General features: G+C 72.4%; 10 protein-coding genes and 1 pseudogene. 8 read left to right on the top strand and 3 right to left on the bottom strand.

What is annotated here, in order from left to right:
* Positions 1-3,487 (bottom strand): HAMP domain-containing protein (locus FRAQA3DRAFT_RS25195; RefSeq protein WP_009741874.1); only part of this gene is annotated, 3,487 nt, incomplete at its 3' end.
* A 173-nt stretch (positions 3,488-3,660) separates the two neighbouring features.
* On the opposite strand from FRAQA3DRAFT_RS25195, the gene FRAQA3DRAFT_RS25190 reads away from it, so the two are divergent.
* On the top strand, positions 3,661-6,054 hold the full coding sequence (locus tag FRAQA3DRAFT_RS25190) for a SpoIIE family protein phosphatase (protein WP_009741873.1): 2,394 nt from the start codon (positions 3,661-3,663) through the stop codon (positions 6,052-6,054).
* 229 nt (positions 6,055-6,283) lie between these two features.
* Complete coding sequence (locus FRAQA3DRAFT_RS25185) at positions 6,284-7,138, top strand: ATP-binding protein (RefSeq protein ID WP_009741872.1); 855 nt, start codon at positions 6,284-6,286, stop codon at positions 7,136-7,138.
* A 437-nt stretch (positions 7,139-7,575) separates the two neighbouring features.
* On the opposite strand, the pseudogene FRAQA3DRAFT_RS38955 reads toward FRAQA3DRAFT_RS25185, so the two are convergent.
* Positions 7,576-7,755 (bottom strand): annotated as a pseudogene (locus FRAQA3DRAFT_RS38955) (hypothetical protein); the annotation flags it as partial.
* Positions 7,756-8,463: 708 nt separating this feature from the next.
* On the opposite strand from FRAQA3DRAFT_RS38955, the gene FRAQA3DRAFT_RS25175 reads away from it, so the two are divergent.
* Positions 8,464-8,991, top strand: coding sequence for an NUDIX hydrolase (locus tag FRAQA3DRAFT_RS25175; RefSeq protein WP_009741870.1), 528 nt, complete (start codon positions 8,464-8,466; stop codon positions 8,989-8,991).
* Here FRAQA3DRAFT_RS25175 and FRAQA3DRAFT_RS25170 read toward each other — a convergent pair.
* The gene (locus tag FRAQA3DRAFT_RS25170; protein ID WP_009741869.1) at positions 8,963-10,552 is read right to left on the bottom strand and encodes a hypothetical protein; all 1,590 of its coding nucleotides are present in this window, start codon (positions 10,550-10,552) and stop codon (positions 8,963-8,965) included. The two genes, FRAQA3DRAFT_RS25175 and FRAQA3DRAFT_RS25170, sit on opposite strands and share 29 nt — an antisense overlap.
* Before the next feature lie 486 nt (positions 10,553-11,038).
* Between FRAQA3DRAFT_RS25170 and FRAQA3DRAFT_RS25165 the strand changes: the two genes are divergently transcribed.
* The 5 genes from FRAQA3DRAFT_RS25165 to FRAQA3DRAFT_RS25145 are packed head-to-tail and all read left to right on the top strand — an operon-like array spanning position 11,039 to position 19,983.
* Complete coding sequence (locus FRAQA3DRAFT_RS25165; protein WP_009741868.1) at positions 11,039-12,637, top strand: diaminobutyrate--2-oxoglutarate transaminase family protein; 1,599 nt, start codon at positions 11,039-11,041, stop codon at positions 12,635-12,637.
* Positions 12,634-14,175: a pyridoxal-dependent decarboxylase gene (locus tag FRAQA3DRAFT_RS25160; RefSeq protein WP_009741867.1), complete on the top strand. Its 1,542-nt coding sequence runs from the start codon at positions 12,634-12,636 to the stop codon at positions 14,173-14,175. Before FRAQA3DRAFT_RS25165 ends, FRAQA3DRAFT_RS25160 begins: the two co-directional genes overlap by 4 nt.
* A complete protein-coding gene (locus FRAQA3DRAFT_RS25155) occupies positions 14,172-16,214 on the top strand; it encodes an IucA/IucC family siderophore biosynthesis protein (RefSeq protein ID WP_009741866.1) in 2,043 nt (680 codons plus the stop codon). The genes FRAQA3DRAFT_RS25160 and FRAQA3DRAFT_RS25155 overlap by 4 nt, the downstream gene beginning before the upstream one ends.
* Positions 16,211-17,860: a lysine N(6)-hydroxylase/L-ornithine N(5)-oxygenase family protein gene (locus FRAQA3DRAFT_RS25150; protein ID WP_009741865.1), complete on the top strand. Its 1,650-nt coding sequence runs from the start codon at positions 16,211-16,213 to the stop codon at positions 17,858-17,860. Before FRAQA3DRAFT_RS25155 ends, FRAQA3DRAFT_RS25150 begins: the two co-directional genes overlap by 4 nt.
* Complete coding sequence (locus FRAQA3DRAFT_RS25145) at positions 17,857-19,983, top strand: IucA/IucC family siderophore biosynthesis protein (protein ID WP_009741864.1); 2,127 nt, start codon at positions 17,857-17,859, stop codon at positions 19,981-19,983. Before FRAQA3DRAFT_RS25150 ends, FRAQA3DRAFT_RS25145 begins: the two co-directional genes overlap by 4 nt.
* The last annotated feature ends 224 nt before the right edge of the window (positions 19,984-20,207 follow it).

Raw genomic sequence — 20,207 nt, 5'->3', positions numbered from 1 at the left:
CGGCCGGGGCCAGGCCCGCCTTCGCCGGCTCGCCCTGGCCCCAGCCGCCGCCGTCCGGCGCACCGACGATCATGAGGACGTCGTCGGGCTCGCCCGGCGTGACCCCGAAGGCCGGCATCTGCGCGAGCGGGGCCGCCGGCAGGTAGAGGGTGAAGATGCTGCCATGGCCGACCGCGCTGGACACCGCGATCGAGCCGCCGAGCAGGCGGGCGATCTCCTTGCTGATCGACAGGCCGAGCCCGGTGCCGCCGTAGCGGCGCGAGGTGGTGCCGTCGGCCTGCTGGAACGCCTCGAAGATCATGCGCAGCTTGTCGGCGGCGATGCCGATCCCGGTGTCACTCACCGCGAAGGACAGCACCGTGCCGGCCGAGCGCAGGTGCGACGCCAGGTGCGGCAGGTCGGGGCGGGCGAGGGTGACGTCGAGGCGGACGGTGCCACTGTCGGTGAACTTCACCGAGTTGGACAGCAGGTTCTTGAGCACCTGCTGCAGGCGCTGCTCGTCGGTGACGAACTCGGCCGGCACGTCGGCGGCGAGGTTGACCTCGAACGCCAGCCCCTTCTCGTCCGCGACGGGGCCGAAGACCCCGGCGACGGCGTCGCACAGGGCCGCGGTGCGCACGGTGGTGGCGTCGACGTCCATCTTGCCGGCCTCGACCTTCGACAGGTCGAGGATGTCGTTGATCAGGCCGAGCAGTTCGGAGCCGGCGGAGTGGATCGTCTCGGCGAAGTCGATCTGCTTGCGGGACAGGTTGCGGTCGGGGTTGTCGGCGAGCAGCTTGGCGAGGATGAGCAGGCTGTTCAGCGGCGTGCGCAACTCGTGGCTCATGTTCGCCAGGAACTCCGTCTTGTACTGCGAGGACAGCGCGAGCTGCTCGGCCTTCTCCTCCAGGCCGATGCGGGCCAGCTCGATCTCGTGGTTCTTGTCCTCCAGCAGCGCCGCCTTCTCCTCCAGCTCGTTGTTGGTGCGCTGCAGCTCCACCGACTGCGACCGCAGCTCCTGGGTGAGCCGCTGGGACTGGGCCAGCAGCTCCTCCGTCCGCGCGTTCGCCATGATGGTGTTGAGGACGACGCCGATGGTGTCGACAAGCTGGTCGACCAGGGTGAGGTGCAGCTCGGAGAACGGCGTGAACGAGGCCAGCTCGATGACGCCGAGCACCTGGTTCTCGAAGACGACCGGGACGACGACGAGGTCGCACGGCGGCGCCTCGCCGAGGCCGCTGCGGATGTTGAGGTAGCCGGCGGGGACGTGCTCGACCCGGATCCGGTTACGCTCCAGCGCCGCCTGGCCGATCAGGCCCTCGCCGAACAGGAACGTGCCGTCGGAGCGGCGCCGGGGCACCGAACCGTAGCCGGCGACGTAGCGCAGCTTGTCGCCCTCGATGAAGTCAAGCAGGTAGACGGTGCCCTGCTGGGCGTTGACCGCCGGGGTCATCTCACTGATGATCATCTGGCAGACCGCGTAGAGGTCACGCTGGCCCTGCATCTTGCTGCCGATGCGGGCCAGGTTCGACTTCAGCCAGTCCTGCTGCGCGTTGAGCTCGGTGGTCTCCCGCAGCCGGGCGATCATCTGGTTGATGTTGTCCTTGAGCTCGGCGACCTCGCCCTCGGCCTCCACCGAGATGGACCTGGTCAGGTCGCCGCGGGTGACGGCGGTGGACACGTCGCCGATCGCGCGCAGCTGGATGGTCAGCGTGGAGGCGAGCTGGTTGACGTTGTCGGTGAGGTCCTTCCAGGTCCCGGCGACCCCGGCGACCGTGGCCTGGCCACCGAGCTTGCCCTCGACGCCGACCTCCCGGCCCACCCGGGTGATCTCCGCGGCGAACGAGGAGAGCTGGTCGACCATCGTGTTGACGGTGTCCTTGAGCTCGGCGATCTCGCCCTGCGCCGTGACGGTGATCTTCTGGGACAGGTCGCCGCGGGCCACCGCCGTGGTGACCAGGGCGATGTTGCGGACCTGGCTGGTCAGGTTGCCCGCCATCGAGTTCACCGACTCGGTCAGGTCCCGCCACACCCCCGAGACCCCGCGGACGTGCGCCTGCCCGCCGAGCGCTCCCTCGGTGCCGACCTCGCGGGCCACCCGGGTGACCTCGTCGGCGAACGACGACAGCTGGTCCACCATCGTGTTCAGGGTGTCCTTGAGCTCCAGGATCTCGCCCTGGGCGGCAACGGTGATCTTCTGGGACAGGTCGCCGCGGGCCACCGCGGTGGCCACCAGGGCGATGTTGCGGACCTGGCTGGTCAGGTTGCCCGCCATCGAGTTCACCGACTCGGTCAGGTCCCGCCACACCCCGGACACCCCGCGGACGTGCGCCTGCCCGCCCAGGTTGCCCTCCGTGCCGACCTCCCAGGCGACCCGGGTGACCTCGTCGGCGAACGACGACAGCTGGTCGACCATCGTGTTCAGGGTGTGGGCGAGGCCGGCCACCTCGCCGCGGGCGTCGACGGTGATCTGCCTGGTCAGGTCGCCGCGGGCCACCGCCGCCGCCACCTCGGCGATGCTGCGGACCTGGGTGGTGAGGTTGCCGGCCATGACGTTGACCGAGTCGGTCAGGTCCCGCCAGACGCCGGAGACGCCCTTGACCTGTGCCTGGCCGCCCAGCTTGCCCTCGGTGCCGACCTCCTTGGCCATCCGGGTGACCTCGTCGGCGAACGCGGAGAGCTGGTCGACCATCGTGTTCACGGTCGACTTGAGCTCGTGGATCTCGCCGCGGGCGTCGACGGTGATCTTCTGGCTCAGGTCGCCCTGCGCGACCGCGGTGGTGACCTGGGCGATGTTGCGGACCTGGCTGGTCAGGTTGCCCGCCATCGAGTTCACCGACTCGGTGAGGTCCCGCCAGACCCCGGAGACGCCCTTGACCTTGGCCTGCCCGCCCAGGTTGCCCTCGGTGCCGACCTCGCGGGCCACCCGGGTCACCTCGTCGGCGAACGACGACAGCTGGTCCACCATCGTGTTCACCGTGGTACCGATCCGCAGGAACTCCCCGCGCACCGGCTGGCCGGCGATCTCCAGCGCCATGTGCTGGGACAGGTCGCCCTCGGCCACCGCGGCGATGACGCGCGCGACCTCGTGGGTCGGGCGGGCCAGGTCGTCGATGAGGGAGTTCACCGCCTGGGTCATGTCCGACCAGCCGCCGGGGCTGCCCTGGTCCTCCATCCGCAGGGTGAGCCGCCCGTCGCGACGGATCACCTTGCTGACCCGGGCCAGCTCGCCGGCGTGGCGCTCCTGGATGGCGGCCAGCTCGTCGAACCTGCGCACCACCTCGCCCGCGTACCCCTCCCGGGCCGGCAGGCGGGTGGAGAAGTCGCCCTCGCACAGCCTCGTCAGACCGTGCAGGAGATCGGCGATCAGCTCATCCGACGAGGTGCGTGATGTCCGGGTCTCGTCCGCAGTGCGGGTCGCATGAGGGACGATGGTCGCGGTAGCGTCACCGCCGGGTGCAACGGGATCACGGCGGGCCGGGGCCTGCTGGTCGTCAGTGGAACTCATCGGTCTCCTACCTGAGCTCGGTCGGCACGATCGTCTCGGACGACGGGCCGGGCGGAGGAGCCCGGGCCAGGGCGGTCTCCTCGGGGCACCGGCGTGGGCGGGCGTCGGTGGACAGGTGACACCAGCCGCCAGTATCCGCCTCACGATGGACAACGCAGGAGAGACTGAGCGACATGAATGGCGTAGGAGGGGGTCCGACGACGCCGACACATGCCATCACGCTGCCGCCGACGCCCGACTCCCCTCGGTCGGCGCGGCGCTTCGTGCTCGAAACGCTGCGCGGCCGGCTCGACGACGACCTGCTCGACTCCGCACTCCTGCTCGTCACCGAGCTCGTCACCAACGTCGTCGTGCACGCGGGCACCGCGGCCACCGTCGACGTCCGCCAGGAGGGCCGCGGCGTTCGCGTCGGCGTCGCCGACCGCCACCCGGTGCGCATCGGCATGGCGCGGGTGAAGAAGGTGGACGTGCCGCGCCCGCCGTCGGCGTTCCCCGAGGAGGCCGACTTCGGCATCGACGGGCTGCGTGAGGACGGCCGCGGCCTCGCCCTCGTCGACGCGCTCGCGGCGAGCTGGGGTACCGAGCACCGCCCCGGCGGCAAGACCGTCTGGTTCCGGCTCGGCTCCGCGGACGTCGCGCCGGAGGTGCCCACCGCCGAGGACGACGGCACCGGCGACATCGCCGACGCGGACGCCGACGACATCGCCGAGGGCATCACCGACGACATCGCCGACGACATCGCGATCGGCGCCGCCGATCTCCCCACCGACGTAGCCGGCGGCGGCGGGCATCGCACGGCGGCCGGCGGGCCCGCGTCGTCCCCGGCCGGCGCGGGCGTCCCGGCGGTGTATCCGGCGGTGACCGTGCCGGCCCAGACCCGCCCGCCGCGGCTCATCGCCCGCGACACTGCGCGCGCCCTGACCGCCGAGGGCGAGGTGAACGAGCTGCTCGCGCAGCTCGTCGACGCGCTGACCGTGACCGCCGGGCTGGTGCGACGCCCCGGGCGCGACGGCGGTCGGGTCGAGACCGTGGCCACCCTCGGCGTCGTCGGGGAGGCCGCCGAGGCGGTGGCGTTCCCGCTGGACCCGACCCAGCCGAGCCTCGGTGAGCTGCTGCTGTGGCCGGCGCCCGGGGCGGGCCTGGCCGGGCTCGACGTCGACCGCATCCGGCTGGCGACCCGATGGATGGCGCTGGCCCTCGGCGGCGGCGACATGCGCCGCGCCGAGGAGCGCCGGATCGGGATGCTGTCGTTCCTCGCTGAGGCGTCCGACCTGCTCGCCGGCAGCCTCGAACTCGGCCATTCGCTGGCCCTGCTGGCGCGGCTGCCGGTCCCCCGCCTCGCCCAGTGGTGCGCGGTCTACCTGCACCGGGAGAACGCCGATCCGGCGCTGTGGTCGGCCGCCCACGCCGAGGAGAGCATGGCCGGCGCGCTGGGCGCGGCGGCGGCCGACCCGGGCGGGGTGCTGATGGCCGCGGTGCGCTCCGCCAGCGGGGACCGGGTGCACTCGCTGAGCGCGTTCGGCGGCCCGGCCCTGGTGATGGTGCTCAAGGCCCGTCGCCGGGTCCTCGGTGTGCTCGCCCTCGGGCGCCCGGAGGGCAACGCCTTCGCCGCCGACGAGATCGACCTGCTCGCCGACCTCGCCCGCCGGGCGGCGTTCGCCATCGACAACGCCCGCCTCTACAGCCGCCAGGTGGAGCTCGCCGGCACGTTGCAGGCCGGGCTGCGCCCGCCGGACCTGCCGATGATCGAGGGCCTCGACCTCGGATCCGCCTACGGCGCGGCGAAGTCGGCCGGCCTGGACGTCGGCGGGGACTTCTTCGACCTGCTGTGGGGACCGCTGGGCTGGACGATCGCCATCGGCGACGTCTGCGGCAAGGGCGCCGAGGCCGCGACCGTCACCGGGGTGGCCCGCGCCGTCCTGCGGCTGCTCACCGGGCGTGGCACCGACCTCGGCGAGGTGCTGCTCGAACTGAACCGGACGCTGCGCGACGCCGCCTCTTCGCATCCCAACGGCCAGGGCCGGTTCTGCACCCTGGCCGCGGCATCGATCACGGGCCCGGCAAGCCTGCCCGGCACGCCCCCGACCGGCGGCCCCGGCATCGGCGGCGGAGCCGGGATCAGCGGCCGGACCGGGGCTGGGGCGGCGACCGGCGCGGTGGCCGGGCTGGCGCCGGCGGCCGGCGGCGCGCAGGCCGCCGGGATCCGCCTGCGGCTGTTCCTCGCCGGGCACCCCCAGCCGGTGGTGCTGCACGCCGACGGGCACGCCTCGTTCGTCGGCCGGCCGGGCACCCTGCTCGGCGTGCTCGACGACGACGAGGTCTCCTTCCCCGGCATAGACGTCACCCTCGGTCCCGGCGAGTCGCTGGTCTTCTACACCGACGGAGTGATCGAGGCCCGCGACGGCCGCGATCTGCTCGGCGAGGAGCGGCTGCTGGCGGCGGTCGGCGGGTGCGCGGGGCTGTCGGCGCAGGGCATCGCCGACCGGGTGCTCGGCGCGGCCGAGCGCTTCGCCGGCGGCAACCTGCGCGACGACGTCGCGATCCTGGTCGCGCGGGTACCCGGCTGACGGGCCGCGCGGGTACCCGGCTGACGGGCCCCCACATGGTGGCGACGACCGTCACGTCAACCCCCACCGAAGCCGGCCGGTGGGCCATAACCGCAGGTCCGCGGGCTGCGGCAAGATCGGATGACGAGCGGGCATCGCCCCAAGGGGTGCGATCCGGATTCCAAGGCTTCAATCCGCCCTGAGCGGGTACACGATGAGCGATGTCCTCGTTGTTCAGGCTTGGTGGTAGATGAGCGCGTCTTCGGTTCCGATGGACGTGGTTCGGCAGGCGACCTCGCGTTGCCCACCCGCGACCCACATACTCGCCGAGCTTCCCTATCTGCCCTCGGCCGTTCCCCAGGCCCGTCGGGTCCTGCGGGAGGGCATGCGGATGGCGCAGCTCCCCGAGGACGTCCGCAGCACCGCCGAGCTGCTCGTCAGCGAGCTCGTGACCAACGCCGTCAAGTACGGCCAGCCGCCGCTGTGGCTGCTCATCGAGATGCGTCCGGGGCTGATCCACGCCTCCGTCTCGGACACCTCGACCGTCCTGCCGCAGCGGCGCACGGCCGCACCCGACGCCGAGGGCGGCCGCGGACTGCTCGTCCTCGACGCCCTCGCCGGCAGCTGGGGAACGGTCACCGCGGAGTCGGGCAAGTACCTCTGGTTCGACCTGCCGGTGCCGCCCGAGTCCGCCCCCACCGGGGACGGCGAGGCCACGGCGACGGCCCCCCACGACGACGACCGCACCCTGGCGTCCGCCGGCACCCCGGCGTCCGCCGGCACCCCGGACCCGGCGGATTCCACCCGGGTCGCCGCGGAGAGCTTCCCGCGGGAGGGGCGCCCCGGCGGACCCGCCTCGCCACCCCCGACACCGCCGGACGCGGCTGCGCCCCCCGCCGCGCCGCGGGCCGCCCTGGTGTCGTCCGGCCTGCGCGCCGACGCGCCGACGGCGATACGCGCGGCCTCGGCCGCCTCCCAGAAACGGTCCCGTCCCGGTTCGGGCAAGGTCCGGCCGGTTACCTCCGGGCCGGACGCCTCCGGGCCGGACGCCTCCCGGGCGGACGGCGGCCAGCCCGGCACCAGAATCATCACTCGGCTGTTCTGACGCCCTGGGTCGCCGACACCGCGCCGGGGGCGGATCAGCGCCTCGGGGCCGACGACCTGCTCACCGTGGTGACCTCTCCTACCCCCTGGTCCCCCAAGCCTGACCACCTCGCCGGCCTGCGGGGCGTGCGGCGCCGGCCCGCCGCCGAGATGGACGCCGACGTGCCCCGGGTTGGCCAGCCTGCCCTCCATCGGCCGCTTCGACGCATTCGAGACGAACTGCCCCCGCCGTCCACTCCGCCAGTTCCACCCGGCTGATCTGGACCGACGACGACTGACGTCTCGACACCTTCGACGACATCTCCCAGACGACGAAACTGCCCTCGTCCAACGATCCCCGCGAACTCGCGGCCGGTGGCTGGAAGGGGTTCGTCCTTGCCTGCCTGCGGCAAGATCCCGACACAGGTGCTCTCACCGGACTGAAGGATGCAGCGGCCTTTAGGCTACCGCCTTTTCCACCCATGCGCACGCGCCCTGGTCGATCGCGGCGTCGAGTTCCCGGAGAACCCGTTCATCCCCGTGCAACAGCTCATCGAACCTCGGATGGTACGGACGCATGAGATCCGCGCTGAAGTCGAACAACCGACCACGGCCCGCAAGCGCATCCCGCAGGAATTCCTGGGTACTAGACTTCCCTACCTCGAGTTGACCATCCGAAAAGAAGGCGACCGGACTTCCTGCGACTGCGCGCCGTCAAGTAGCTCGGGGATGATCAACCCGACGAAGGTCTCTTCATGGCTCTTCGGAGCAAGTTTGAACTCGCCGGTCACTTCCGCGTCTCGCGAAAATCCCTGGCGCGTGGTCCGTACTCACGAAGAACTCGGGTGACAGCGGACGGGCCGCCAGCAAGCATCCGACACCGCTCGGCGGCCAGCGCGGCCCTCTCCGCTCGAAGGGATTCCGCGACGGTCTCGTCCGGCTCCTCGGCCAGCAGCCTCGAGATCCGAGCGGTCGAAGCGCCCAGGATCCACTCCGCAACCTCGAGATCTATCCCCTGGTCAAACGTCCGAATGGGCAGGGCCTCACCCAGCAGGGAGCGTCTCCGTCTCGCCGACTCAGGCATCAGAACCTCCCGATGTGGTCCGCGGTAAGTGGAGCGCGGATTCGGGCCATAATAGAGACTTGGAGCCGATGCGCCAAGGTCAGACGAAGACCACGGAAGTTGGCGGGGCTCTGGCACTTGACCTACCTAAGGAAGACTGGAGACGGAACGCGACTTCCGAACCCCTGATCCCCGGTCTCACCTCGTCCGGGTTCGATGCCATCGCGGGAACCGCCGACCGCAGCGGCATCGCACCGTCGAATCCCAACCAGCCAGGAGGCCTGATGCGGTGGCAAGTCCATCGGGAACGGTCCGTCTTCCGCACGCCGTGGGTGCACCTCACGTTCCTCGATGTGGAGCAACCCGACGGACGGCAAGGGGAGTACCACATCATCCGACTGCGCGATGTCGCCGTCACTGCGCTGCTGGACGAGTCGCAGCGGGTACTCATGCTGTGGCGGCACCGGTTCGTCACCGACACCTGGGGCTGGGAGCTGCCGATGGGTCTGGTGGAAGATGGCGAGGAACCCGTCGACGCCGCCGCCCGGGAGTTGGCGGAGGAGACCGGCTGGCGCCCGGGGCCACTGCGACCCCTGATCTACGCGCAGCCCGCGAACGGCATCACCGACGCGCAGCATTTCGTGTTCCGGGCGGACACCGCCACGTTCACCGGACCGCCCACGGAGCTCAACGAGTCGGATCGCATCGAATGGATACCGCTCAGCGAGATCGGCGAGCTCATCCGCCACCGGAAGATCGTGAGCAGCGCCACCCTCGTCGGCGTCATGGCCCTGCTCCTCGACGGAAGGTGAACGCCCGGAACCAGGCGTTCCGCGGGCCGCGGTCCGCCGGTTCCCGGAGCACGATGCGGCTGGGTCGGGGATGGCCGAGGAAATCCGCGAGGGCGAACTCGTAGCCGTAGGCGCCGGCCATCGGGAAGACGACGACGTCGCCGGGCCGAACCGGACCCACCGTGATGTCGCGGGCGAGCGTGTCCTCCGGCGTGCACAGCTCGCCCACCACGGTTACCGGACGCCCGTCCGTGTTGACGCCCCCGCCTTCTCCCGCACCACCGGCCGGCTCCCCACCAGCTTTTCCTGCACCACCGGCTTCTCCCGCACCACCGGCCGGCTCCCCACCAGCTTTTCCTGCACCACCGGCTTCTCCCGCACCACCATCGGCCGGCCCCACGCTCTCCGGTCGCCCGTCGGCGCTGCCGCCGGCGATCGGAGTGGACCTGGCGACGACCGCGAAATTGTGCACGATCTCCCAGGAGGTCGGCAGGGCGAAATGGTGGATGCCGCCGCGCAGAATGACGAAATCGGTCCCGTAGGAGCGTTTGACGTCGATCACCTCGGCGGCGTACCAGCCGCAGTCGGCGACGAGCAGCCGGCCTGGCTCGAAGATCACCTCGATGCCGGCCGGGACCGGTAGCCGCGCGAGGCCCGCGCCGAACCGGTCCAGGTCGAAGGGTCGTTCTCCCCGCCGGTCCGGCTCGAACGGCACGCCGAATCCCCCGCCCACATCGACCACACGCAGTTCGATCCCGGCGGCGGCGGCCGTGCGGGCGGCGAACTCGAGGCACCAGCGGACGTAGTCCAGATGAGCGGCGGCGTCGAGGTTGCCAGACACCGCGTGGACGTGGAATCCGGCCACGTCCAGATGGGGCAGACGCCTCGCCAGGTCCAGCACGGCGGGCACCTCCGGCTCGGGGACCCCGAACGCGCTCGGCCGCCCGCCCATCTGGAGGGAGCCCGCGAGAGAGACCTGCGCCGGGTTCACCCGGACCGCCACGGTGACCCGACGGTCGAGCCGCGCTGCGACCATCTCCAGGCGCCGCAGCTCACCCGGGCTCTCGACGTTGACGATGGACACCCCGGACTCGACCAGCGCGGTCAGCAGAGTGACCGACTTCGCCGGGCCGGACGCGACCAGGTAGGGCGATCGGGCGGGGGCCACTCGGCCGTAGGTCGCCAGGGCCAGGCGCATCTCACGCACCGAAGAGACCTCGAAACCGTCCACCCCACCGAGACCGGGGACGTCGGCGTTCGGGTCGGGGCGGGGGACCGGGATGCCCTGGCCCGCCTCGGGCACGGCGGCAGGCAGGTCCGACAGGGCGACTGCAGGTCCGCGCAGCAGCGCGTCGAGGACCGGCGGGAAGCCATTGGCCTTCACCGCGTAGCAGAGCTTCGCCCAGCCGGGCAGGCAGGCGCGCAGCGCGGCGGCGTTGCGGGCGGCGACGGTCGGGTCGTAGAGGTAGGCGCTGATCTCCTCCGCACCCGCCGGTCGATCGCGCACCGCCGCGAGCACCGCGGGGGGAAGGCGCCCAGCGGGCAGGGCGTGCAGCGGAGCCGCCGACGGCGGCAGATCCATCCGAGCTCTCCTCTCCGGGGCCCGGTCATCTCCGGGGCCCGGTCATCGCGCGATCGGACCACTGCGCCGTTCCCACAGTGGCCAATCCGCCGCATTCCGCGCAACGAATTGCGCCATCTCCATGCTCAATCCGTGCTCACCCCGTCCGCGCTCCCCGTGGCGACGGCCGCCGCACCTGTCCGGCGAAGGTGTGGCCAGCCCGCTTGGGCGAGGCTGAATCAGCCACCGCGCTAGCACGCGACCCCGTGTCGGGGCCGACATGCCACCCTCGGGTGTGCGTTGGGACACTGCCCGGACGGAGGAGTCCTCACCTGTCTCCAGCGCCAGGAGCAGCATTTCCGCGACGATGCAGGGCATCTAGGCGGACCATGGAGGGACCCGCCGATGGCGCCAGACGCGACCGTATCCTTGCGCGGAGCAACAGCTGGCAATTGACTTAGGTTAGGCTTCCCTCAACACAGCCTGTTCGAAAGGGAGTCGCCCGTCATGACGATTTCCGCTCGAAACGGCACCAGCATCGGCCAGGTCCCCCCGGCGATGGATCCTGCCGCCATCCTCGCGCGGCAGCGCGAGCGGGAGTCCTCCGCCCGGACCTACGCGCGCACCCTCCCGATCGTGCCGGTCCGAGCGGACGGAGCCACGATCGTCGGCGCCGACGGCCGGAGCTACCTGGACTGCCTGTCCGGCGCTGGCACCCTGGCACTGGGCCACAACCATCCGGACGTGGTTCAGGCGATCACCGCGGCGCTCTCCCGGGGTGCCCCTCTGCACACCCTGGACCTCGCCACCCCGGAGAAGGACGCATTCACCGAGGAGCTGCGGGCCTGCCTGCCGCCGGGGCTGGGCAGCGACGTCAAGCTGCACTTCTGCGGTCCTAGCGGTGCCGACGCGGTGGAGGCGGCCATCAAGCTCGCCCAGACGGCGACAGGGAACCAGACCATGCTCGCGTTCACTGGTGGCTATCACGGCATGACCGCGGGCGCGTTGGCGGTGACCGGCAACGTCGCCGTCAAGAACCCGTTGCCGGCCACGGGCTCCGTCGTCCGGCTGCCCTTCCCCTATCCGTACCGGTGCCCGTTCGGGGTGGGGTCCGCACCCGACCGCACCGCCGGTCCGGACGGTGCGGAGCTGTCCCTCCGCTACATCGAACGACTGCTGGATGACCCGCTGGGAGGAGTCACCGACCCGGCTGGCCTCATCGTGGAGGTGGTCCAGGGAGAGGGCGGCGTGGTTCCGGCGCCGGACGGCTGGCTACGGGCCATCCGGGAGATCACCCGTCGGCGCGGCATCCCGCTCATCCTCGACGAGGTGCAGACCGGGGTGGGGCGGACGGGGCGGTTCTGGGCCGCGCAGCACAGCGGGATCACCCCCGACATCCTCGTGATGTCCAAGGCGATCGGCGGTGGACTGCCGATCGCCTTGATCGCCTACCGGGCCGAGCTGGACGTCTGGGCCCCCGGCGCGCACACCGGCACCTTCCGCGGCAACCAGCTCGCGATGGTCGCCGGGCGCGCGACCCTGCGCCGGGTGCGCCACGACGGACTCGACGAACGCGCCGCCCGTCTCGGCGCCCGCCTGCTGGCCGGCCTCGAAGATCTCGCCCGCGACCGTCCGCACGTGGGGAACGTGCGCGGCCGGGGGCTCATGCTCGGCGCCGAGCTGGTCGATCCGACGACCGCGCCGGACGCCGTCGGCGCGCATCCCGCCGATCCCCGGCTCGCCGCCCTGGTCCGCGCCGAATGCCTCCGCCGCGGACTGATCATCGAACTCGGTGGACGGCACGGGGCGGTCAGCCGGCTCCTACCGCCCCTGATCATCGGCGAGGAGGAGGTCGCACGCGTTCTGGCGATCCTCGCCGACGCCGTCGATGCCGCCGTGCGGCGGCTCACCGCCGCGCCTACCCGACGCGCAGCAAACGGGCACGTGCGCAGCATTCCCACACCGACCGGACCGGAGAACGCCGGACGCCAGGACGGTCCCGGGAAGAACGCCGGACGCCAAACCAGCGGGCGCCCGGCCACCGGACGTGACGCCACCGGACACGACGCCACCGGGCGCACGGCCAGCGGTCGCGAGGCCACGTGACCGAAGCGCCGGAGCCCCGGCCGGGCCTGAACGAGCTCGTCGGACTGACTCTCACAGCGCTGGCCGAGGGCCGGCGTCGGCGGGGCGGACCGCTGCCGGCCGGTGGACCGTCGCGGGTACGCGCGGCGATTCAGGCTGCCCTCGGCGTATCGCCCGACCGGACCAGCCTGCTCCCGAGCACCGGGATTGGAGCCACGGCCGCGCTCACCGGCCTGGTGGAGGCCCTCGCGGCGGGATCTGCGGACCCGGCGGACCCATGGTGCGCCGCCCATCTGCACTGCCCCCCGTTGCCGGTGGCAGTCGCCGCCGACCTCGCCGTGAGCGCCCTCAACCCCTCTCTGGACTCCTGGGATCAGGCCCCGGCCGCGACCACGATCGAGACCGAGGTCGTCGCGGCGCTCGCCGCGCTGGCCGGCTTCGACCCGGATCGGGCCGCCGGCACGATCACCACCGGTGGCACCGAGTCCAACCTCATGGGGCTGCTTCTCGCTCGGGATGCCGCGCCGAACGGGCGGCTGCGCGTGTTCCGCTCGGCCGCCGCGCATCTCTCCATCGATCGCGCCGCCGCCGTGCTGGGCCTCGACGCCCCGCCGGTGACGGCGATCCCCACCGACGACCAGGACCGGATGCGGGTCGACCTGCTGCGACGGGCGCTCGCCGAGCATGCCGGGCCAGCTGTCGTCGTGGCCACCGCGGGCACCACCGATGCCGGTGCCGTCGACCCGCTACGGGAGATCGCGGCAGCGGTCGAGGAGCACCGGAGCCGGTTACGCGTGCGGCCGCACCCGTCGGCACCGGCCGAAACGGGCCATCCCGCCTCGTCTGGCTGGTTACACGTGGACGCGGCGTACGGCGGGGGCGCGCTGTTCTCCGACCGGTTGGCCGGCCACCTGGACGGAATCGCGCTCGCCGATTCGGTCGCCCTGGACCTGCACAAGCTGGGCTGGCAACCGGCTCCGGCCGGCGTGTTCCTGACGCCCCGCCCGGACGGGTGGCCCAGCCTGCGCGCCGCGCACGCGGACTACCTCCGTTCCGAGGACGACGAGGCTGCCGGCTTTCCCAGCCTCCTGGACCGGTCACTGCGGACCACCCGCCGCGCGGACTCCTTCCCGATCGCGGTGGCGCTGCGCGCGCTCGGCCGCGACGGACTGGGCGCCCTGGTCGACGCCTGCCACGATCTCGCCCGGCACGCGGAGCGGACGGTCCACGCCGATCCCCGCCTCGAGCCCGCCTTTCCGGTCACGCTGAGCACGGTCGTCTTCCGCTACCGGCCGCGGGCCGGCGCCACCGGCTCTGCGGCCTGCACCGCCGATCGCCTGGACCAGCTCAACGACGCCATCCGTCGCACGCTGCTGCTCGGCGGGCGCGCGGTGGTCGGCCGGACCCGAACGGGGCCCGATCGGGCCGTGCACCTCAAGCTCACCCTGCTGAATCCCGACGCCACCCAGGCAGATGTGGACACGCTGCTCCGCCTGGTCGCCACAACCGGCGACGAGCTCGTCGGCGGGGACGGCGGTGGCGTCCGGAGCGTCCCGTGACCGGCGGCCAACCCACGGCCGCAGCCGTCGCCGATGACATCGTCACCGAGACCCTCCTGCGCTGCTGGCTACGGGAGACAGGCGCCCTTCCGGACGCCGACGCCCGCGCGATCGACGTCGGGCTGCCCGCGTCAGGCCTGTCCATCCGGGCGATGGTGACCCACCGCTCCCCGTCCGGGTGGCACCGGTTCGCCCAGCCCGAGCTGGTCCCCCCAGCAGGCACGCCGTCGCCCGTCGACGCCGGCCTGCTCGCCGCGCTCCTCGTCCGGGAGATCGCCGCGGAACAGGGGCTGCCCGCTGCTCACGGGGCCGAGGCGCTGGGCCGGATCATCGATTCGGCGCGCCGGATCGCCGCCCATCTCGACGCCCGCCGAACGGGGGGGCACCCGAGCGCCGTCCCCCCGTTCCTGGCCGCGGAGCAGGCGTCGCTCACGGGCCATCCCTTCCACCCGGCCGCGGCGAGCAGGCAGGGGGCCTCCGACCGGGCGATGGCCGCCTACTCCCCCGAACGGGCCGGTTTCTTCGCGCTGCACTGGTTCGCGGCTCATCCCTCGGTCGTGTCGACATCGGGTGTCCCGGCTGCAGAACGCAGCTCCGCGACGCGGCCGCCGGGAGGCAGTCACCACCGGGTCACGCACCTGCTGGCCGAGCTGTACGGCGGCGACGATGCCTCCGGCGCGGTGGGGGGGCACCGCCCGATCGGGGCAGACCCGTCGGCACCTACCGGCACTGACCGCGGCGGCCTGCGGGACGCACATCGTCACGCCACGTCATTCGGCGGTCCCGCCGGGCCCGGCGAATTCGGCGGCAATGCTCTTCCGCCCGGCTACGTTCCGGTGCCGGCGCATCCGTGGCAGGCCCGTGAACTCATTGAAGGCGCGGACAGCCCGCTCGCCCAGCTGCTCGCCGACGGGCGCCTCATCGACCTCGGCAGGTCGGGATCGCCGTGGTATCCAACGTCCTCACTGCGAACCGTCTGGCGGCCGGACAGCCGGGTGATGCTCAAGCTCTCCCTGGGCCTGCGGATCACCAACTCGCGCCGGGTCCTGCATCTCGGGGAGCTCCGACTGGCAGAGATGATCACCAGACTGGTCGACGCGGGCCTCGGCGCCGCGCTCACCGCCCGGCATCCGAACTTCCACCTCATCGGAGAGCCCGACTGGGTGGCAGTGACCCGATCAGACCGCCGCCCCCCGCCATCGGGGGAGTCCGAGCGACGGGGCATCGCCCAGTTGGCCGGGACATCCGACGACGGCGACGGCACGGTGGGGCTGGAGACCGCCATCCGAACCAACCCGTTCGGCCTAACCGACCGGGCGGTGAGCATGGCGGCGCTGGTCGCGCCCCGGCCCGACCGGGCGGGGGACAGCCGCGGGCGGTCCCGGGCGGCGATGCTCCCCCGACTGCTCACCCGGCTGGCCGACCGCCGGCACGAACCCGTCCGGGCGCTCGCCGAGACCTGGTTCGGGAGCTACCTGACCGTGCTCGCAGCGCCCGTGCTGGACCTGTACCTGCAGTTCGGCGTGGGCGTCGAGGCTCATCTGCAGAACACCCTGGTCACCCTGGACGCCGACGGCTGGCCGGTGATCGGGTGGTACCGCGACAGCCAGGGCTACTACGTGGCCGCCTCGGCCGCCGCCGCCATGGAACGCCTGCTACCCGGCTTCGCCACAGGCCTCGATGCGATCTTCGACGACGAGCTGGTGGCGGAACGCATCATCTACTACCTGTTCGTGAACAACGTCTTCGCCGTGGCCGGGGCCCTGGGCGCGGCCGGCGTCGCCGACGAGCACCGCCTGCTCGGGCGAGCACGCGACCTGCTGGCCCGGATGGCCTCAGACGCCCGATCGGACCACGGGCCGGCCGGGCCGCCCGCAGTCCGCCGCCGACTGCTCGCCACCCTCCTGACGGCCCCCACCCTGCCCAGCAAGGGCAACCTGCGCACCTGCGTGGACGGCCGCGACGAGCTGATCGGACCGGTGGCCACCCAGTCGGTCTACGTACAGATTCCGAACCCGCTGTTGGAGGCCGCCCCGTGACGTCCCGCATCCCGCTCGCATCCCACGACGAGCCGCCGCGGACCCCCGTCGCGGTCCCGGAGCCTGGCCTCCCCCATCCGGAGGCGCCGGACTATCCGGAGGCGCCGGACTATGACGTCGTGGGGGTCGGGCTGGGCCCGTTCAACCTGTCGCTGGCTGCACTGGCCGACGGCCTCCCTGGCCTGCGGACCGCCTTCTTCGAGCAGGCTCCAGCGTTCAGCTGGCATCCCGGGCTGCTGCTGGAAGGCACAACCCTGCAGGTGCCGTTCCTCGCCGACCTGGTCACCCTCATCGATCCGACCAGCCCGTGGTCGTTCCTGTCCTACCTGCGGGCTCACGACCGGCTCTTTCGCTTCTACCTCTACGAACGCTTCCACATCCCCCGCCGCGAGTACGACGCCTACTGCCGGTGGGTCGCCGAAGGCCTGCAATCGACCCATTTCGGCACCCGGGTGGAGGCGGTCCGCTGGCATCCCGACGCCGGGCTGTTTCGCATCGTGGTCACGCGGACGATGCCGCCCGAAGGGACGGCGCCCGGCGAGCCCTCCGATCGGACTGGCGCCTGGTCCACCCGGGTGGTGACGACGCGGCATCTGGTGCTCGGGATCGGCACCGAACCGACCACGCCGCCCGCCTTCGTGGGAGTCTCCAGCGACCGGGTGTTCCACTCGGCGCACTATCGGCAGCGACGTGCATCCCTGGCCGGGCTGTCCCATGTCACCGTGGTCGGATCGGGCCAGTCGGGCGCCGAGGTGTTCGCCGACCTGCTGCGCAACCAGCAGACGGCGGCACAGCACCTGACCTGGATCACCCGCACCCCCGCCTTCGCCCCGATGGAGTACTCGAAGCTGGGCCTCGAACAGTTCACCCCCGACTACATCCGTTACTTCCACGGCCTGGAACAAGGCCGCAAGGACGCTCTCGTCCCGACGCAGTGGCAGCTCTACAAGGGGATCGACGCGGACACCATCGCGGAGATCTACGACCTGCTCTACGAACGGACGATCGACGGTGGCGACGAGGCGGTCACGTTGCTGCCGGGGGTGGCGGTGCAGGCGGCGTCGCTGGAGGGCGAGCGGGGAGAGATCACGCTCGGTTGCCGCCATCGTGATCAGGACCGGGCCTTCGCGCTGACCACGGACGCGGTGGTGCTGGCCACCGGATATGCCGCTCGGCGTCCGGCGCTGCTCGACCCGGTGGCTGGGCTGCTGGCTCTCGACGACGGGGGACGGTTCCAGATCGATGCCCGTTATCGGATCGCCACCGACCCGGGCATGACCGGACACCTCTACGTCCAAAACGCCGAGCTGCACACCCATGGGGTGAGTGCCCCCGATCTCGGCCTGGGCGCCTGGCGAGCGGCGGTCATCCTCGATGACCTGACCAGGGGGCACGCTTACCGGCTGCCGCCGCCGTCGGCGTTCACCACCTTCGGCGCACCTCCCCGGACGGGCGGGTCCCACCACGCGCCACGGATGGCGACGACGACGACGGCGCCGACCGGCCCGGTTGGGGCCGGCACGGCCGCTCCAAACCCCGCGGCGGATGGTGGGGGACGCCGGGAGCCCGACGGCGTGGCGGATATGGACTCCGATCGGGGGGTGCGGCGGCGGCATCCCGTCATGTTCGGCGAGGTCGACCGGTGACTATCCGCCCGCCTGCCGCAGGATCCCCGCCGCCGGTGGCGGGGCCGGACGGGCCAGCCGACCGCTGGCGGCAGGCCGGTCGCACGCTGCTGGCCAAGCTCATCGCGGAACTGGCCTACGAGGATCTACTCAGGCCGCAGACCGACGACGACGCCGGTGGCACGTACCTCGTGGAGTATCCCCCGATTGGTCGAGGACCCGCGCGGGCCTACCGGCTGATGACAGCCGGCGGCGTCTACCGATTTCACGCCCAGCGGGGCACGTTCGGGTCCTGGTGGATCGATCCCGCGAGCCTCACCCGCGCCGCCTCGCCGGTCGGCGGCCGGGGGACCGTCCTATCCCCTCCGAACGGGCCAGCTGACCGCCCGGGCCGGCCGGCCGGCCCGCGCAGCCGAGGGCGATCAGGCGAGGTCGCCGCCGATGATCCGGTGCGGTTCCTGCGGGATGCGCAGTCCCTGCTCGGGTGGTCCGATCCGGTCCTCGCCGACGTGGTGCGCGACCTGCTCGCCACCCAGTCGGCCGACCAGCACCTGCTGACGACGGCGCTGCCCGCGGCACCTCTCGCCGACCTGCCCTTCGTCGCGCTGGAAGGCCATCAGTCGGGTCATCCCTGCCTCGTCGCCAACAAAGGACGCCTCGGTTTCGGCGCGGCCGCCAGCCGATACGGCCCGGAGGCCAGGTCGCCCTTCCGCCTGCGCTGGGTGGCAGCGCATCCCGCGATCGGGCGGTACTGGGACATGTCGACCCCCGATCCCGACCGGCCGGACGGTTCCGCCACGGGCCGGTCGGGCAATGCCGCCCTCGTCCGCGCCGAGCTGGACGCGGAAATCCGCGCCCGCTTCGCCGACACCCTCGCCCGCGCCCTGGTGGCCGCTGCGCCCCGGCGGAACGTACCCGCCCGCGCCAGCCACCTCGACCCATCCGCCGACCTCGGCCCGTCCGCCGCCGGCGCGGCAGCCGAGGACTACATCTGGCTGCCGGTCCACCCCTGGCAGTGGGAGAACGTGATCGTCCCGCTGTTCGCCGCCGAGCTCGCCACGGGTCTACTGGTCCCGTTGGGCGAGGGACCAGACCGGTACGTCCCGCTGCAGGCCGTCCGCACTCTTGCCAACGTCGACCGGCCGGAGCGGCGCAACGTCAAGCTTTCCCTGATGATCCGCAACACCCTGGTGTGGCGGGGCATGTCCGCGGCGGATGCCGCCGCCGGGCCGGCGGTGTCGCGCTGGCTGCTCGACCTGCGCGACGCCGATCCGTTCCTGCGCGAGGTGACGAGGGTGCTGCCCCTGTCCGAGGTCGCCGGCGCCGCCGTCGGCCATCCGGCCTACGACGCCATCCCCGGCGCGCCCTACCGGCTGCACGAGCTGCTCGGGGTGCTCTGGCGCGATCCGGTGGAGCGGCATCTGGCTCACGGGGAGCAGGCCCGTAGCCTCGCGTCGCTACTCACGATCGGCTCGGACGGGCGGTCGCTCGCCGCGGAGCTGGTGGCCCGATCGGGCCAGTCGGCCCGGGACTGGCTCGCCGCCCTGTTCGCCGCATTGCTGCCGCCGCTGCTGCACTACCTGTACCGGTATGGGGTCGCCTTCACCCCCCACGGGGAGAACGTCATCTGCATCTTCGACGCCGAGCAGCTGCCCCGGCGGATCGCGGTGAAGGACTTCGGCGCCGACATCGAGCTGGTGGACGGCGACTTTCCCGAACGAGAGGGCATACCCGCACAGGCGGCCGAGCACTGCCGCCGCTGGCCCGGGCCGATGCTGGCCCACTCGGTGCTCTCCGCCGTGTTCGCCGGCCACTTCCGCTACTTCTCCGTGCTCGCGGCGGATCATCTGCAGGTCGAGGAAGGCGAGTTCTGGCGGCTGGTCCGGGCGACGATCGACGGTTATCACGAGCGGTTCCCGCAGCTACGGGAACGCTTCCGCGAGATCGATCTCATCACGCCGCGCTTCGACCGGGTCTGTCTGAACCGCGAGCAGTTCGCCGGCGCCGGGTTCCACGACCGGGCGGACCGGGACGGTGGGTTCGACCTGATGCACGGCGAGGTCGCCAACCCGGTGGCGACGGTGACCGCCAGCACGCCCGCGTCCGAGTCCACGGCTTCGATGGCACGAACGGAGGATCAATGACGTCGCTGCCAGCGCCGATACCGCCTGCCCGCTCGGCGGGGCCTGCCGAGTCGCAGAACCCCGCCGAACCGGCCGGTCGCTCGCCCACTCCGGCACCGCCGCAGTCCGCCGGCTCGGCCGCGGTGACCCCGCCCGACCGGGCCAGCACCGACGACGGCGCCGGCCCGTGCCCGGCGGACGCCGACCCGCGGACGGCGGGGACCGATACCCGGCCGGCACCGGCC

Origin of the sequence: Frankia sp. QA3 (assembly GCF_000262465.1) — a bacterium.
In the GTDB taxonomy this organism is placed as follows: Bacteria; Actinomycetota; Actinomycetes; order Frankiales; family Frankiaceae; genus Frankia.
The sequence above is the reverse complement of the archived record's forward strand: the minus strand, read 5'-3'. Positions and strand labels throughout refer to the sequence as shown.